Annotated in this window: 19 protein-coding genes; 17 read left to right on the top strand and 2 right to left on the bottom strand. The window is 34.1% G+C overall.

All coding sequences use genetic code 11. The features are described 5' to 3' along the window. Positions 1-18 precede the first annotated feature (18 nt). From groL to HNP36_RS15755, 3 genes are all read left to right on the top strand, one after another. Positions 19-1,644, top strand: a complete 1,626-nt coding sequence (gene groL / locus HNP36_RS15745; RefSeq protein ID WP_184165711.1) for a chaperonin GroEL — start codon at positions 19-21, stop codon at positions 1,642-1,644. 261 nt (positions 1,645-1,905) lie between these two features. Next, on the top strand, positions 1,906-2,733 hold the full coding sequence (locus tag HNP36_RS15750; RefSeq protein ID WP_184165714.1) for a hypothetical protein: 828 nt from the start codon (positions 1,906-1,908) through the stop codon (positions 2,731-2,733). Positions 2,734-3,138: 405 nt separating this feature from the next. Further along, positions 3,139-4,518 carry an ATP-binding protein gene (locus tag HNP36_RS15755; RefSeq protein ID WP_184165716.1) on the top strand — a complete coding sequence of 460 codons (1,380 nt, stop codon included), beginning with the start codon at positions 3,139-3,141 and terminating at the stop codon, positions 4,516-4,518. A 159-nt stretch (positions 4,519-4,677) separates the two neighbouring features. Here HNP36_RS15755 and HNP36_RS15760 read toward each other — a convergent pair whose 3' ends face one another. Next, positions 4,678-4,902, bottom strand: coding sequence for a helix-turn-helix domain-containing protein (locus HNP36_RS15760; protein WP_184165719.1), 225 nt, complete (start codon positions 4,900-4,902; stop codon positions 4,678-4,680). 514 nt (positions 4,903-5,416) lie between these two features. On the opposite strand from HNP36_RS15760, the gene HNP36_RS15765 reads away from it, so the two are divergent. The 6 genes from HNP36_RS15765 (at position 5,417) to HNP36_RS15790 (ending at position 9,777) form a co-directional block, all read left to right on the top strand. Beyond that, on the top strand, positions 5,417-5,941 hold the full coding sequence (locus tag HNP36_RS15765) for a hypothetical protein (protein ID WP_184165722.1): 525 nt from the start codon (positions 5,417-5,419) through the stop codon (positions 5,939-5,941). Between the two features lie 86 nt (positions 5,942-6,027). Next, a complete protein-coding gene (locus HNP36_RS15770) occupies positions 6,028-6,366 on the top strand; it encodes a DUF6678 family protein (protein WP_184165725.1) in 339 nt (112 codons plus the stop codon). A gap of 1 nt (position 6,367) precedes the next feature. Further along, complete coding sequence (locus tag HNP36_RS15775; protein WP_184165728.1) at positions 6,368-7,267, top strand: alpha/beta hydrolase family protein; 900 nt, start codon at positions 6,368-6,370, stop codon at positions 7,265-7,267. A 144-nt stretch (positions 7,268-7,411) separates the two neighbouring features. Then, positions 7,412-8,017: a hypothetical protein gene (locus HNP36_RS15780; protein WP_184165731.1), complete on the top strand. Its 606-nt coding sequence runs from the start codon at positions 7,412-7,414 to the stop codon at positions 8,015-8,017. 111 nt (positions 8,018-8,128) lie between these two features. After that, complete coding sequence (locus HNP36_RS15785) at positions 8,129-8,572, top strand: hypothetical protein (protein ID WP_184165734.1); 444 nt, start codon at positions 8,129-8,131, stop codon at positions 8,570-8,572. 245 nt (positions 8,573-8,817) lie between these two features. Continuing rightward, positions 8,818-9,777, top strand: coding sequence for a hypothetical protein (locus tag HNP36_RS15790; protein ID WP_184165737.1), 960 nt, complete (start codon positions 8,818-8,820; stop codon positions 9,775-9,777). Between the two features lie 179 nt (positions 9,778-9,956). Here the strand turns inward: HNP36_RS15790 and HNP36_RS15795 are convergent, their stop codons facing one another. Beyond that, positions 9,957-10,208: a helix-turn-helix domain-containing protein gene (locus HNP36_RS15795; RefSeq protein ID WP_184165740.1), complete on the bottom strand. Its 252-nt coding sequence runs from the start codon at positions 10,206-10,208 to the stop codon at positions 9,957-9,959. 218 nt (positions 10,209-10,426) lie between these two features. On the opposite strand from HNP36_RS15795, the gene HNP36_RS15800 reads away from it, so the two are divergent. From HNP36_RS15800 to HNP36_RS15835, 8 genes are all read left to right on the top strand, one after another. Continuing rightward, entirely contained in the window at positions 10,427-10,726 is a 300-nt protein-coding gene (locus HNP36_RS15800; protein WP_184165743.1) for a hypothetical protein, read from the top strand. Continuing rightward, positions 10,723-11,262 (top strand): hypothetical protein, encoded by a 540-nt coding sequence (locus tag HNP36_RS15805; RefSeq protein WP_184165746.1) that lies wholly within the window; start codon positions 10,723-10,725, stop codon positions 11,260-11,262. The genes HNP36_RS15800 and HNP36_RS15805 overlap by 4 nt, the downstream gene beginning before the upstream one ends. Before the next feature lie 334 nt (positions 11,263-11,596). Then, positions 11,597-12,265 carry a hypothetical protein gene (locus HNP36_RS15810; RefSeq protein WP_184165749.1) on the top strand — a complete coding sequence of 223 codons (669 nt, stop codon included), beginning with the start codon at positions 11,597-11,599 and terminating at the stop codon, positions 12,263-12,265. Positions 12,266-12,337: 72 nt separating this feature from the next. Further along, on the top strand, positions 12,338-13,405 hold the full coding sequence (locus HNP36_RS15815) for a serine hydrolase domain-containing protein (RefSeq protein ID WP_184165752.1): 1,068 nt from the start codon (positions 12,338-12,340) through the stop codon (positions 13,403-13,405). Between the two features lie 642 nt (positions 13,406-14,047). Beyond that, positions 14,048-14,707, top strand: coding sequence for a DUF2461 domain-containing protein (locus HNP36_RS15820; protein ID WP_184165755.1), 660 nt, complete (start codon positions 14,048-14,050; stop codon positions 14,705-14,707). 101 nt (positions 14,708-14,808) lie between these two features. Continuing rightward, on the top strand, positions 14,809-15,324 hold the full coding sequence (locus HNP36_RS15825; protein WP_184165758.1) for a DinB family protein: 516 nt from the start codon (positions 14,809-14,811) through the stop codon (positions 15,322-15,324). 45 nt (positions 15,325-15,369) lie between these two features. Continuing rightward, the gene (gene arr, locus HNP36_RS15830; protein ID WP_184165761.1) at positions 15,370-15,786 is read left to right on the top strand and encodes an NAD(+)--rifampin ADP-ribosyltransferase; all 417 of its coding nucleotides are present in this window, start codon (positions 15,370-15,372) and stop codon (positions 15,784-15,786) included. Positions 15,787-15,803: 17 nt separating this feature from the next. After that, positions 15,804-16,298 (top strand): tetratricopeptide repeat protein, encoded by a 495-nt coding sequence (locus HNP36_RS15835; RefSeq protein ID WP_184165764.1) that lies wholly within the window; start codon positions 15,804-15,806, stop codon positions 16,296-16,298. Positions 16,299-16,313: the final 15 nt, after the last annotated feature.

A 16,313-nucleotide genomic window follows, 5' to 3' on the forward strand; every position in this document is an offset into this window, starting at 1 on the left:
AGCTTAAAGCTTAACAATATGGCAAAAGAAATAAAATTCGATATTGAATCAAGAGACGCTCTAAAGAGAGGAGTTGATGCATTGGCTAATGCAGTAAAGGTAACTTTAGGACCAAAAGGGAGAAATGTGGTGATTGAAAAATCTTTCGGTGCACCTCACGTAACTAAGGACGGTGTTTCTGTAGCGAAAGAAATCGAACTTGAAGACAGAGTAGAAAACATGGGAGCGCAGATGGTAAAAGAAGTGGCTTCCAAAACCAATGATATTGCGGGAGACGGTACTACTACCGCTACTGTTTTGGCACAGGCTATCGTAAGAGAAGGTCTTAAGAACGTAGCTGCTGGTGCTAACCCAATGGATCTGAAAAGAGGTATCGACAAAGCGGTAACTGCAGTTGTTCAAAACCTTCAGTCTCAGTCTAAAACTGTTGGAGATTCTACAGAAATGGTAAAGCAGGTTGCTTCTGTATCTGCCAACAATGATGAAACTATTGGTGCTTTGATCGCTGAGGCTTTCGGAAAAGTGGGTAAAGAAGGAGTAATTACTGTAGAAGAAGCTAAAGGTATCGATACAACGGTAGATGTTGTGGAAGGTATGCAGTTCGACAGAGGATATCAGTCGCCTTACTTCGTGACTAATCCTGAAAAAATGTTAGCTGAAGTAGAAAACCCATACATCCTTTTGGTAGAGAAAAAAATCTCTTCAATGAAGGAATTGCTTCCGGTTCTTGAGCCTATTGCACAAGGCGGAAAATCTCTTTTAATTATTTCTGAAGAAGTGGAAGGTGAAGCTTTAGCTACTTTGGTGGTAAACAAACTGAGAGGTTCTCTTAAAATTGCTGCTGTAAAAGCTCCGGGATTCGGGGACAGAAGAAAAGCAATGTTGGAAGATATCGCGATCCTTACAGGTGGACAGGTAATTTCTGAGGAGCAAGGTTTCACTATGGAAAACATCTCTCTGGATATGCTTGGAACTGCTGAAAAGGTAACGATCGATAAAGATAACACAACTATCGTAAACGGTGGCGGTGACGAAAGCAGAATCAAAGGAAGAGTAGCCCAGATCAAAGCTCAGATGGAAACTACAACTTCTGACTACGACAGAGAAAAGCTTCAGGAAAGACTGGCTAAGTTAGCCGGTGGTGTTGCCGTACTTTACGTAGGTGCTGCTTCTGAAGTGGAAATGAAGGAGAAAAAAGACAGAGTTGACGATGCTCTACACGCTACAAGAGCTGCTGTAGAAGAAGGTATCGTTGCTGGTGGTGGTGTTGCTTTAGTAAGAGCAATCTCAGCTTTGGAAAACCTTACAGGGATCAATTCTGATGAAACTACAGGGATCAAGATCGTTAAGAGAGCTATCGAGGAGCCATTAAGACAAATCGTTGCCAACGCAGGCGGTGAAGGTTCTGTAATTGTAGCTAAAGTAGCTGAAGGACAAGGTGACTTCGGATACAACGCAAAAACTGACGAGTACGTAAACATGCTTGAAGCAGGGATCATAGATCCTACCAAAGTAACAAGAGTTGCCCTTGAAAATGCAGCCTCTGTTTCCGGAATGCTTTTAACCACTGAATGTGTAATTACTGAAGTGAAAAAAGACGAACCAGCTATGCCAATGGGTGGCGGAATGCCGGGAATGATGTAACAGCGTGTCGCTGAGACAATTTAATATATAAACCGTTCTGCTTTTGTGGGGCGGTTTTTTATTTTGTAGATAACTCTTTTGTTTATCATTTATTATATACTATTGCGTTTATCCAAAAACAACTAAAAATAAACCGCTGTTTAACAAGCAATTGTACAATACACATATGAAATAAGCGCAATAATATATATGTGATATTTGCGCAATGCGTATATTTGGACGTTATCTGTAATTGCAAAACCAATATCTCGCAAAAAATAAATGACTTTATTAAATGTAATTTGGCCCGCTATTTATGTTAGTGAAGAAGTTCAAAAATTTTGGTATTTAATTTTCCTTACAATAATTATTGAAACCATAACTATTTATGTATTTCTTAAAATTGGTTGGAAAAAATCTGTGCTAATGTCAATAATCGGAAATTTAATTTCTGGATTTCTTGGAACTCTTGTGATGATGTTTGCAATGTTAATTTGGCATTTTGCAATTGATAGATTTCTTCCAAATGCAACTTTTGACAAATTTAACTGGATTGCAACTTATTTTTTGATGTGTTTGGGAAGTGTGTGTATTGAAACTTTCGCTATATCAAAAATTTTCAAATTCAGTTTTAAAAAATTATTTATTCCTCTTTTAATTGGAAATGCTTTAAGCTATTCATTTATAGTATTTGCAGCAACAAAAGAAAACGATGTAAAACAAGCTAAACAAAAGCGTATTGAAAATGTTTTTTATAAACCATTAAAAAATAATTATACCTTATTAAACAAAAAAGATGTAATGTTTTACACTGCAAAAATTGAAATAGAATACGATGAAAATAATAAAATTTCAAATATCAGTTATCCATTGGAAATAATTTTTAAATATGATTATAGGGACTACTTTATAGATTTTCCGTTTGAACTTCGATTATCGACAGATGAAAATTACACCGAAATTGGAAACGGAAGAAAAATAATTTATCTTGACAAACTTTCTGATACTGTAAAAGTAGTCCTTGAACAAAAAAATCCCGATGAAAACATTGGTTGGACAAAACCAATAATTACTGACACACTTAAATTCGTTCGATCAAAAACCGAATAATGCAACTACAGATAACATTGTATTGGCAAAATATGGGTTAAGGTTGCCCTTGAAAACGCAGCTTCTGTTTCCGGAATGCTTTTAACAACCGAATGTGTAATCACTGAAGTAAAAAAAGACGAACCAGCTATGCCAATGGGCGGTGGAATGCCGGGAATGATGTAACATCGTATCGCTGAGACAATTAATATACTAACCGCTCTGCTTTGTAGAGCGGTTTTTTATATATCGTTCAGTTGTCAGCCTTATAATTTCCTTTATTTTTAGGCTCATCATTAGTATGAAAAAATATGAAATTTTATTTTTTACATCGAATTAGTTACGTATATTTAACTTAATGACATTTTAATCCATTACAATGATTGAATTTGGGTCTTACAAGCAATTTTATTCAACAAAACTAGAATGATAGAAACAAAAGAAATAAGCGAAAAACAGAAGGATTATATTTTAACTATAGAAGAAGACCATTTCAGAGATTTAAAGGCTATAGATATCAGACCAGGAAAACTTACAAAAACAATTTCCGCTTTTGCTAATACGGTTGGTGGGGAAATCTACATTGGTATTGACGAGATAGAAGTCTCTGGCGTTAAAACTCGTCAATGGAGGGGTTTTGCAGATGTAGAAGCAGCTAATGGTCACATTCAAATATTTGAAGAACTTTTTCCACTTGGAACAGATTTCACTTATACATTTTTAACTGCTGCGGGACAAATTGGGTTAGTTTTACAAATCGGAATTCTTAAAACCAAACAAATTGTAAAAGCTTCTGATGGGATACCTTATATAAGACGTGGTGCACAAAGTTTACCTGTTGAAACAGCTGAAAAATTAACTAGACTACAATTAGACAAAGGTGTCTCTTCATTTGAAGATAACACACTAGATGTTCCTCTTGATTTTGTTTCAGATTCACTTACCATTTACAAGTTTATGATTGAAGTGATTCCAACTACTGAGCCAATACCTTGGTTAAAAAAACAGTTATTAATTAAAACCAATCACCCAACTGTCGCAGCTGTTATGCTATTTGCCGACAATCCACAAGCTGCTCTTCCAAAACAAAGTGGAATTAAGATTTATAGATACATGACAAAAGAATCTGTTGGGATACGAGAAACACTTGCGTTCACACCTATTTCAGTAGAAGGTTGTGCCTATGAACAAGTTTATGAAGCTGTTGCCAAAGTGACCGAGATTATTCAAACAATTAAAGTTTTTACAGAAGATGGTGAAACGACAATTCATTATCCAAATGAAACATTGCATGAGATTATTACAAATGCAGTTCTACATAGAGATTATAGTCTTGCCTCTGATATACATATAAGAATATTCGATAATCGAATTGAAGTTGAGAGTCCAGGTAGATTACCAGGACATGTCACAACAGGAAATATATTAAAAGAACAATTTGCAAGGAATGGAGCTATCGTAAGATTAATTAATAAATTTCCAAACCCACCTAACAAAGATGTTGGTGAAGGGTTAAATACGGCTTTTGATGCTATGAAAAAACTAAAGTTGAAAGAACCCTTAATAGTTGAAAAAGAAAATTCAGTTCAAGTATTGATTAGACATGAGTCATTAGCCTCACCAGAAGAAGTTATTATGAAATATTTAGAATCTAATCCTTCTATCAATAACAGAACAGCAAGAGAACTTTCTAATGTTGGCTCAGAAAATACTATGAAACAAATTTTCTACAGTCTACGAGACAAAGGATTTCTTGAACAAACTCCTGGAACTCAAGGTCGAGGAACTACGTGGAGAAAAAAATAAATTTCTGGTAATAGATTTTTAACAAAAGTAAATTTCAAGTTTTGATTTAAAAATTGCTTTTGTAAATCCTAATTACACAAAGTTCCTTGTCTTTAAGTCTATAAAACAAAATTGCCTTTATAACCAAGCTCGAAAGTTTGATACTTTGGAGCTTATTTTTTATTCTATTTTAAAATCAAATAATTCTTGAGGATGAACTTCTAAGCCCTTAGCTAGTTCCTGTAGTGTAGAGATTCTTAAATCAACCTCTCCTTTTTCAATTTTGCTGATATTACTGTGGTCTACATCACATTTTTGAGCTAACTCCCGATAGCTTAATCCCAACTTCTTTCTAAATTTTTCAACTCTTTTACCAAAAGCTATTCGAAACTCAATTCTATCCATTGCAATACCATTATCAAAGCAATTTGGAAAGTTTACAATAAAAAAATGTAGTTGAATTAACCTACAATTAAAAAATTATATTATATTTGTACAATAAGCTACAATAAATGTAGCTTTGCGATACTTCAAAGAAATATAGAAGCTATTGCTTAGAATCTCAACTTGAAAACTGGTAATTTAAAGTACACGAGAGGATAAGTAAACAGCTCACGACCTAGGCGTGGGCTCTCTTATCTGTGTACAGGTATACCAGTACCTCAAGTTGGATATTGTAGAGTCTCATGCCGTTTTTATTTTCATGCTGTTCTGTTTTTCTACAATCATCTTTTTCTAAGCCTGCTTTACAACATAAAGTATCATGATACGGTACAATGGGGTGTACAATCCATTGCGGCTTTAGGGCTTTTAGAAAACACAAATTCTATCATATTCATTCGGCTTGTATGGGCAGGAAGTTCAGGCGGGCTTCCTCCTTTACGGCCAATAAAATCGTACAGTAAAAAAATACAAACTCATGAAAAAAAACAGAACAGACCTTCATTCCCGGCTTGGGAAAGACCGGAAGAAATATTGTGGCATACAGCTAATGGAAAACCATTTTAAGCTCAATGACCTGACAGCATCCAAAGAGCTGCTAAACGACATTATAAGTTATGCGGTAAAAAGAAACAGCTGGATAAAAGAACATCCGTCCGTTATCCTTCATTTTCAGCAGGCGATGCGGTCATTTATCCGTGCAGGTTACTTCATAACGTTGCAGGAAAAGAAAACAACTACAGTTCCCAAATTGGAAAATGTTTCTCCGTTGGTTCTTGGTTTGCTTTCGGAGAAGGAATACCAAAATCCCCTGTTGGTCTTTAAAAAAGCATTCAGAGAATACAGCATCAAGGAATTTGATTATTTTATTTCCGGAATGGTCTATTTCTCACTGGGAATCTACAACAATCTACCGGAAAGGAATATGATAAGCCCGTACATTCACCTGACTAAAATGCTGGACGCAGCGTACCTTATGATTGAAAGGAGAAAGAAGAAATAACATTCCTAAAATTTCATAGGTCTTAATATTGGCGTAATATGTAAATTTGGATGGTATGTGTCATCTTAAAAACTATATTGATAAAAATGAACACTGATAATTTATTTGAATTAATAAAAGAATTAAACTCTCAACCGGTAAAATTTAGATTAAAATTAAAAAATAAAGATAAAAATTTAACTTGGGAAGATTGGATTATTAATCCTACTGGGAATTATATTGAAACCGGACAGACAGGACCTAATATTATAAACAAAATTGAATATATTGAAATAAATCCCATAGAGGAAAAAAACATTGGAAAATTAGTTCCTAAAAAAATGATAAATCATAGCTTGGAAATTATTAAAATTATCGAAAGTAAAAACATAAATTTTAAGCAATGTGAAAACACAATAAAAATTGAAATAAAAGTTGAAGAATAAAATGAAAATCAACCTTTTTCCCAACTTATATATTTGGCTGTTATTAATAGCTTTACCGGAATTTGTATTTTCACAATCAACCGACTTTACCATTCGGGATGTAAAGTTTGAAAGTCAGGGCATCACTCTTGCAGGTTCCATTTTAGAGCCTGAAAAACCATTGGCAGCAGTGGTAATTGTTCACGGTTCCGATCCGGTAAAAAGAGAAATGGAGTTTGCAAAGCGTCTTGCCAAAGAAGGTATTGCCGTACTCACCTATGACAAACGTGGCGTGGGAGAATCCGGCGGTGTGTATGTAGGGCCATCTGTCGGCACGAATAATATCGACACTGCCAATCTTACTTTATTGGCTCACGATGCAAATGCAGCCGTAAAAACATTTCAAACCTATTTGAAGGATAAAAAAACACCCATTGGATTAGTGGGTTTCAGCCAGGCCGGATGGATCATCCCGATTGCAGCGAGCAAAAATCCACAAGTTGATTTTATGGTTTTATTTAGTTGCCCTACCATTACAACACTGGAACAGCTTCGGTTTCAGTTTTATACTAATGGAAACAATAATTTCTGGGAAAATCACACAGAAGCAGATGCCATTGAGCATACCAGAAATGATCCGGACAAATATCAATTTGCAGCGACAGATCCAAAAACCTCTCTGAACATGCTTTCAATTCCCGGGCTTTGGCTTTTTGGCGAAAAAGATATACAGATTCCTGTAAAGTTGTGTATAGAACAATTAAATACACTTAAAACACAAGGCAAGCCTTTCGAGTATACTCTTTTTTCTAAACTGGGGCACAATACTTCTTCCGGCAACGATACGGCACCTTTTGATATTGCTGTACAATGGATAAAGCAGAAAGCCTTGAATAGCAAAAAATCTAAACTTTCAAAATAAAAACCAAAACAACATTAGCGCAATTGTACATAGTGTATATTGGCATAATGCGTAAATTTAGATGTTAACTGTAATTTTATCATAATGAAAAGAATACTACAATTTATATTATTAATTAGCTCAATTAGTTTGTTTTCTCAAAATTTGGAGAAAAAAATATCAGACGAAATTTGTACCTGTTTAGGAAATGTAGAAAACTTAAAAGATCCCGAAAAAAAACTGGAAGAATGTGCCCAAAAAAGTTTTGACAATAACTATACTGAAATTGTTAAAAAATTTAATGACCCTCAGAATACCCACACAAAAGACATTGAAGATTATTACGTATCTATTGAAGGACTTTTGCTAAGTAATTGTAAAAGTTTTTTAGAATACAGAAAAAAAGAATTTGTCCGCGAAAAGCAAGAAAGCATCTCCAATTGTGATGATATTAAAACAGGAATCTACTATTATGAAACGCTGCAAAAAACAGAAAAATCGTACCTGACATTTACAAAAAATGAAGTTATCGAAACAAGAAAAAACAATGTTTATTCTATTAATAAAATTGAATGGGTTGATAAGTGCACGTACAAATTAAATCTGCTGGAAACCAACAGTAATTATGATGAAACCTATCTCAAAAATAAATCACTGACTTTCAGGGTAATTGAAAATTCCCCAACCTACTTTGTTGTACAAACCGAATATTTTGAAAATGGCGGTTTAAATAATGTGAAAATTTTTAAACTTCCTTTTATCAATAAATAAAACAACATGGTATTGGAAAAATACGGGATTAATATCAGAATTGAAAGCCCTCTCCTACTTTTTCACCACTATTTCTCCATTTCACATCTTTAGTAATAAGTTAAAATAAAAATGAGTTATTATCAATTCAACTTTTATCACAACAAAGAATACCTTTCAATCATTAAGATAGAAATAATAAAACTCATTGAAATATATGATGAAGAAATTAATTACTATAAAAAATTTTGTAAAAACCTCCCTAAAGATGCACCAAGACATACTGAGTATAATTCGATCTTGAATATTAGATCTGAATTAGTTGAAGCATTAAATAATAACAAAAATTTGGATTTTAAAGATAACACAAACTACATAGCATCCTTTTCACAGAAGACTGTAAGAAAAAATGAATACATTTCTATCTATTGTGTTAAATGTAAAACTTATTATAGTAGAGACGAAATTAATTCAGAAAATTGGTCAATTGGTTCAGGATTAATTGCTTCAGGAGGAAAAACACTATTTTGTAAAGAACATCATATGTTATTTGGATGGATGGAATGGAACTCTTAAAAGAACATCGCACAACATTGTATTGGCAACGGTCAGCGACCGAGGCAATTTAATATACTAACCGTTCTATTTTTATAGGGCGGTTTTTTGTTTGTATTATGGTTTTCCGTAATGAAATAGTATATTTATATTATATATTTGATGATTAACAAATAGATAGCTAGAACCAAAACAACATTAGCGTAATTGAATATTGCACGATGCCTAAATTTGGATGTTAGCTGCAATCTTAACAGACCCCGATTATGATAAGAAAACAGAAATATATTGTTAGTTCAACGCATTTAGACAGTCAAGGATATATGATGATGAAAAGTGCACTTGACAGTATGTTGCCTCAGCTAAACGGAAAAAGAAAACCACGTTTAGGTTTAGAACATATAAGAACATTTCCTCCTTTTGGAGCAATCTCTAATGGAGAAGTTTTTCAAGGTGATGACGAACAATATTATTTGTCTGCTGAAATGATGTATTTTGACAAACAAGAGTTTATTACACTTAACGACGGAACTAAATTGGTGAAAGAGTATTTCAGTGAAGGAGAATACCCATTTATTGAATGCGAAGAAAACGAGGCAACAAAATTATCTATTGCAACAGATCCAGCTAATTTTGAAAAACTAAACGGGCATAAAGAAATTTATGAGTTAGTAAAACAAGAAACTGATTTAGAATTTGACACATCTGAATTTGGACGAAAGTCAGAATTGCCCGACCCAGAAACTGTAATCACAATAACTAAAATTCTTGCTACAACACTTGGAATCATTAAATCAAAGGTAACCGAAAAATTAGGGGAAGCAGTTGGTGAAGATTTGGTTAAATTCTATAAATTAATATCTACACTTGCTATTGAGACTATTAAAAAAGCCAAACCATCAAACCGACCAAAAAACTTTGTCATTTCTTACCCAAACACAGAATGCAATATTGAATTAGTAATTACAACACACAAGGCTGACAAAGTTTTAAATTCCTTGACAACAGAAAAACTTAAACTAGTCGCTGACAAAATTGAACAACTAAAAAACTTTGATGCTGAAAAAATTCAATTTACATTCAATGATTACGATAATTGGGAATTCAATTATTTACTTACAAAAACAGGTGCAGTTATCGGGACAATAAAATCTTTTAACAGGCGTAACGAACTTTATAACAAAATATTAGAAAAACAAAATAATCAGGAAAAAGGCAGCAGCTAACAAGGGGTTGCCCAAAGCGAGGCCGAAGTGCTTCAATTAATCAATTGTGCAAAGTTCAGCATCAGTAATTCTATTAAACTTTAGTGCTTTAAAATCCACCACATCACCAAGTTGAAAAACTTATTCTATTACCTGATAGGTTAATAAAAACAAATCCCAGCTCTCGCTAGGATTTTTCTTTATTCTTCATTCTTGTATCTGTTGATATCAAAATCGAAATCAAAGAGCTCTTTTGGATGAACTTGTAATGCTACAGCAAATTTTATCATAGTTTTTAAGGTTAGATTTCTTTTCCCTTTTTCATATTTACTCACTTCTGCTGAATCAATACCTGTTAAAAATTCCAAATCTTGTTGAGTTTGATTATTTCTCATTCTAATTTCAACAATACGCTTTCCAATCAAAATTCGCAGGTCTTCTTGAAAATCCATTAATACTATGTTTTCAAGCAAATTGCATTTATAAAAAATAAATCTTATTGGGATATATGCCAATATTGTGTTTTTTTATTATATTTGTAACATAAGCTACAAGAAATGTAGCTTTGCGATACTTCAAAGAATATTAGAAGCTATTGCTTAGAATCTCGACTTGAAAACTGGTAATTTAAAAGCAACGAGAAGATAAGCAAGAAGCTCACGACCTAGGCGTGAGCTCTCTTATCTGTTGCACGGTATACCAGTACCTCAAGTCGGATATTGTAGAGTCTCATGCCGTTTTATTTTCATGCTGTTCTGTTTTCTACAATCATCTTTTTCTAAGTCTGCTTTACAACATAAAGTATCATGATACGGTACAATGGGGTGTACAACTCATTGCGGCTTTAGGGCTTTTTGTAAAAACACAAATTCTATCATATTACCTTTGGCTTGTATGGGCAGGAAGTTCAGGCGGACTTCCTCCTTTACAGCCTGTAAAATCGTACAGTAAAAAAAATACAAACTCATGAAAAAAACCAGAACAGACCTTCATTCCCGGCTTGGTAAAGGCCGGAAGAAATATTGCGGCATACAGCTAATGGAAAACTATTTTAAGCTCAATGACTTGACAGCATCCAAAGAGCTGCTAAACGACATTATAAGTTATGCGGTAAAAAGAAATAGCTGGATAAAAGAACATCCGGCCGTCGTTTTTCATTTTCAGCAGGCGATGCGGCCATTCATCCGTGCAGGCTACTTCATTGCACTACAGGAAAAGAAAAGAAGCGTCAATACTCCGTTGGAAGATGTTTCCCCATTGGTTCTTGGCTTGCTTTCCGAGAAGGAATACCAAAATCCGCTGTTGGTCTTTAAAAAAGCATTCAGAGAATACAGCATCAAGGAATTTGATTATTTTATTTCCGGAATGGTCTATTTCTCACTGGGAATCTACAACAATCTGCCGGAAAGGAATATGATAAGCCCATACATTCACCTCACCAAAATGCTGGATGCAGCGTATCTCATTATTGAAAGAAAAAATAAAGGTAACCTCACCTCAAATTAATAGTATTTCATTCCAAACCCTATTCCGGGAAACAAAACATAATTGTATTTTGTTTCCCGCAACTTGCGTAAGACCTTCAATAAAGTATTTTTAACAAAAACAAGGTTGTTTGTAACCAATGTAAAAAGTATTTGATTACAAACACCCCTGTTTTAAACCAAATACAAATTACTGTAGTGAAAAACATATATGTTTGAACTTTCGCAGATTTTGTGCAGTGGGAAATCAGGGTTCACAGGGATATTATGGTTTCTAAAGATGAAAAGCCCGAATTTTCATAGCCTGATATTATTGTAATTCGTAGATTTGGGCGCTACAATAAAAATCACTTATCATGAAAAAATCAGTGTTGATAATTATTCTACTGCTTTCAACATTTTTAAATGCACAAAATGAATCGGATAAAACAGACAAAATGCTTGATGAAATGTGTTCAAATTTTAAACTTAATGAAAATTTAAGTGATACTTTAAGAATTGAAATATTAAACAAAAAATTTATTCATCCCTATCTAAGTCAGTTCTCAGGTTCAGAACTTGAAGATAAAATTGATAATCTATATTTCAGATTTCAAAAGCGATGTGAACATTTCAGAGATTATTTAGTAAAAGTAGATCCCCCAAAAGATGACAATTGGGCAAGACTTGATGCACACCCAAAAATTACAGTATCTGAAAATGAAATTGCTCAATTTAAGAAAACCATAGACTTTTATTATTTTGAATATGAAGGTAAAAAAACAACATTAAAAACTGACAAAAACTTTTGGATAGAAACTTTTGAAGATGGAACGAATTCAAAATTATATTACAAATGGATTGGCAAAAATAAATTTGAGTTGGAATTTATTGAAAGTAATAATAACGGAAGAAAGAATTTCAGTAAAAAAGGAGATAAATATATTTATGAAATTATAAACAAAGAAAATAACTACTACTGGATACTTTCCGAAATTCCCGGCCAATCCGAAATACTTAAATTTAAATTGTTTGTAGGAAATTAATCATAATCACCTCCTTGAGTAGTAAAACAGCTTTTTATAGAATATGATCCGAAATCAGGAAAAATAACACCAATGATAAAAACATTAAGAGTACCAGATTATAAACAACTATTCCTATTTTTCATTCTTCTTCTACTTCCCATAAAGAATTCATTTGCCCAGACAAACAAAATCAGTCAGATAGATTCCCTGATGAAATGGTCAAACCGGATTGGAGTGTTTAATGGAAATGTTTTGGTTTCAAAAGATAATAAGATCATTTACAACGCTTCTTTTGGCTTTACAGACGCCACAAAAACGAAAAAACTAACGCCTGATTACAGGTTTCATATTGGTTCCATCACCAAAGAATTCAGTGCCGTGGCATTGATGCAATTACAGGAGCAGGGCAAATTGAACATAGAAGATCATGTTTCCAAATACATTCCGGGGTTACCAAAATGGGCCAATGAAGTCACCATAAAAAACCTGTTACAATACACAAGCGGCATTCCCGATGCAAACTGGAAAAAGATTAAAAATGATAAAGACCTTTTTGATGGCTTAAAGCTCGTGGATTCACTGGATTTCAAACCGGGTACTAATTACGATTACACCATCAACAATCTGTTTTTACGTCAGTTCATTATTGAGCGGTTAACCGGAATGAACTTTAAAACGTATGTGGAAAAATTCATTTTCAAGCCTTGCAAAATGACTTCTTCCGTAATGACACTTTTTGAAAATGAAAAAAATATAGCCAAAGCATTTGATAATAATTTAGTAGCAGACAAAGAAGAACTGCCTATAACAGGCGGAACCTATTTAACCACTAAAGATTTGTTGAAATGGGAAAATTGCCTTCACTCCAATAAAGTAATCAGCGCCAACTCAGTGTTTGAGCTGGGGCAACATTTTGATATGCCGGATACCCAATCCGCTTTAGGACAGGCAAAATATAGGAATGGAAAGTTAATTGAGCATTTACATGATGGAAGAGCCGGAAGATATGAAGCTCTTTTAGTTTCTGATCTGGATCAAAAATTTACCATTATTTTGTTAGGAAATAATTACAACGGGAAATTATTCGAAATTTCCGATGCCATTACAGCCATTTTGAGAAACGAAAAATATAGTCTCCCTCAAAAAAACAAACCATAAAACATAGAACATAGAACATAGAACATAGAACATAGAACATAGAACATAGAACAAAATTATGAATATCTTGCCTGGTAGCCGGAAAGATTACAACAAAATCTAATGAAAATCTTAAAATATTTTATCAATATTGGAGTGATTTGTATTGTAATTTACTTCATGACAGTATCGTTTTTATTAACAGATATTAGATGTGAATATTTTTATAAAGCCTTACTTAGAGCATTAAGCTTTCAAGGATCTTGGTTTTTACTACCATTAACAATTACGACAGCTGTAAATATAATTATTGAAATAAATATTGAAAATAAAAATTATGGCATACGTGTTTTAAAGTTAGAGTTTATACATATAATCATTTTTGTCCTAACATTTATAATTAACGTTTTTATCCTTTATAATAACATTTGTAAATAAAAAACCTCCTGTTCACAATCGGTTGATACTAACCTTGAAAGCAGAATTGATATTCCAGAAATGACTTTAACTGAAGAGTTCGTAAATACCCGGAAAAAAGAAATAAAATGGATCTGCCGGAAGCGATATCACATTGTAGTTTCTAAATCTATTTAAAAATCATACTGTTTACAGAACGTTTTGTTATTTTTGAGTATAATTAACGAAATCCGAATATATCGTAGCATGAAAAAGACCTTTGAATTCCTTAAACAGCTGGAAAAAAACAACAACCGTGAATGGTTTGCACAGCATAAGCCGGAATATGATTCGGTGGTAAAAGAAAACAAAGCCTTTTTCAATCAGATTTATAATGAACTTCAGGAGCACGATAATGTAAAAGGAATCCATATTTTCAGGATTTACAGGGATGTTCGTTTTTCCAAAGACCAGACGCCGTACAAAAACAATTTCGGGGTGGGATATTCCCGTTCAAAACCAATGCTGAGAGGCGGATATTATATGCAACTGGAGCCCGGTAACAGCTTTGTAGGAGGAGGATTCTGGGGACCGGATGCCAAAGACCTGCTCCGTATCCGTAAAGAATTTGAAATCAGTACCACAGAAATTGAAAAGATTACTTCTGACCAAACTTTCATACAATATTTCGGAGAAATTAAAGGCGATGCCGTAAAAACAGCCCCGAGAGGTTTTGACAAAGATCATCCGGCTATAGATCTAATCAGGAAAAAGCAATATGTTGTGATGAGAAAGTTTACGGATAATGAAGTTCTGTCCGCTGATTTCCAGAAGGAAGCAGTTCTCACCTTATTGGCCATGCGTCCTTTTTTTGATTATATGAGTGAGGTACTTACCACCGATTTGAATGGTGAACCTTTATTTTAAAACATAAAGAGATCGTTTAGGAATTTTCTGTTTTTACAAAATCCGGTTAATATTTTACTTATTTTTATAACACCAAATCAATAAACAACATATTAATCATCATGAGCTTAAAAACATTAATTACACACAGTGCTCAGTACAACAACTGGGTTGTTAATAAGTACATCGACTGGCTTTCCACAAAGTCTGACGAACAGCTTAATCAGGAAGTAATTTCCAGTTTTCCTACTATCTTATTAACCCTGCATCACATCTGGCAAACCCAGGAATACTGGTGGAGCCATATTTCCGGAACTGATTTTAATTTTGCGGAAATTTCGGGTGCAGTAAGTAAAGAAGAAATCTTTGCAGGGATAAAAAACAATTCTCAAAAATTAGTGGATTACGTTGAAACTTTATCCGAAAAAGATTTAACTCAAAACGTAAAAATAGATTCTCCGTGGTTCCAATGCGATTTCTCTAAGTATGAATACATTCAGCACGCCATCATCCACGGAACCTATCACAGAGGACAGATCGTAACAATGGGACGCAATGTAGGAATCACAGATGCTCCAATGACAGATTACAACTTCTGGAACATCTATAAAGATGCAGAAATAAAATCTGAAGCGTAATCCAATACCGTATATTTACATTTTATATATCAAAGAAACCAGACTATGAATTCAAACTCTTCTGAAGAGCCAATCATCTACTATCACGGTACAAAAGCAGATCTTAAAACCGGAGACCTCATCGAAATCGGCTTCACTTCAAACTACGGAACCCAAAGAAAGGCAAGGTACATTTATCTTTCCGCCACTCTGGAAGCTGCAACCTGGGGTACGGAGCTGGCTTTCGGGGAAGGTAAAGAAAGAATCTATATAGTAGAGCCTACCGGGCCTATTGAAGACGATCCGAATTTAACCGATAAAAAATTTCCGGGCAATCCTACTAAATCTTACCGTTCTCAACACCCGTTTAAAGTTGTCGGAGAGGTAAAAGAATGGCAGGGACATTCACCTGAACAGCTCAAAGCAATGAAAGACCACCTTGAAAAACTGAAGCAGCAAGGCATCGAAGCTATTGAAGACTGATAAACACCAATAAAAAGATGACAGATTTTGAATTTTGGGAAGAAGAATTGAAAACGATCTGGGAACAGTTGGGAACCGTTTCCGATGATGATTTTATCAACAACATAAAAGTACATACGGGTAAAGTTCCCGATCACCACTCCAACGCCATTGCAGACTTTGAAAGAGCCTGTGCCTACGATTCCACCGGTTTTGAAGAAAAAGCAGAACCTTTGTACAGAGCTGCTTTGGAATCCGGTCTTACAGGATTGCGGAGAAGAAGAGCCAGAATTCAACTGGCCAGTACATTGCGGAATAATGGAAAATTCCATGAAAGCATAGCAATATTGAGAGAAGAAAAAGAAAATTATTCCGATGAGCTGGATGATGCTGTGAACGCTTTTCTTGCTCTGTCGCTTTCTTCCCTCAACAATGATAAAGAAGCATTATCATTGGTTTTGCAATCGCTTTCTGCTCATTTGCCAAGATATAATAAATCGGTTTATAATTATTCAAAAGAGCTTATCAAATAAATTATATTAAATTCA

This window comes from Chryseobacterium shigense (genome assembly GCF_014207845.1).
In the GTDB taxonomy this organism is placed as follows: Bacteria; Bacteroidota; Bacteroidia; order Flavobacteriales; family Weeksellaceae; genus Chryseobacterium; species Chryseobacterium shigense_A.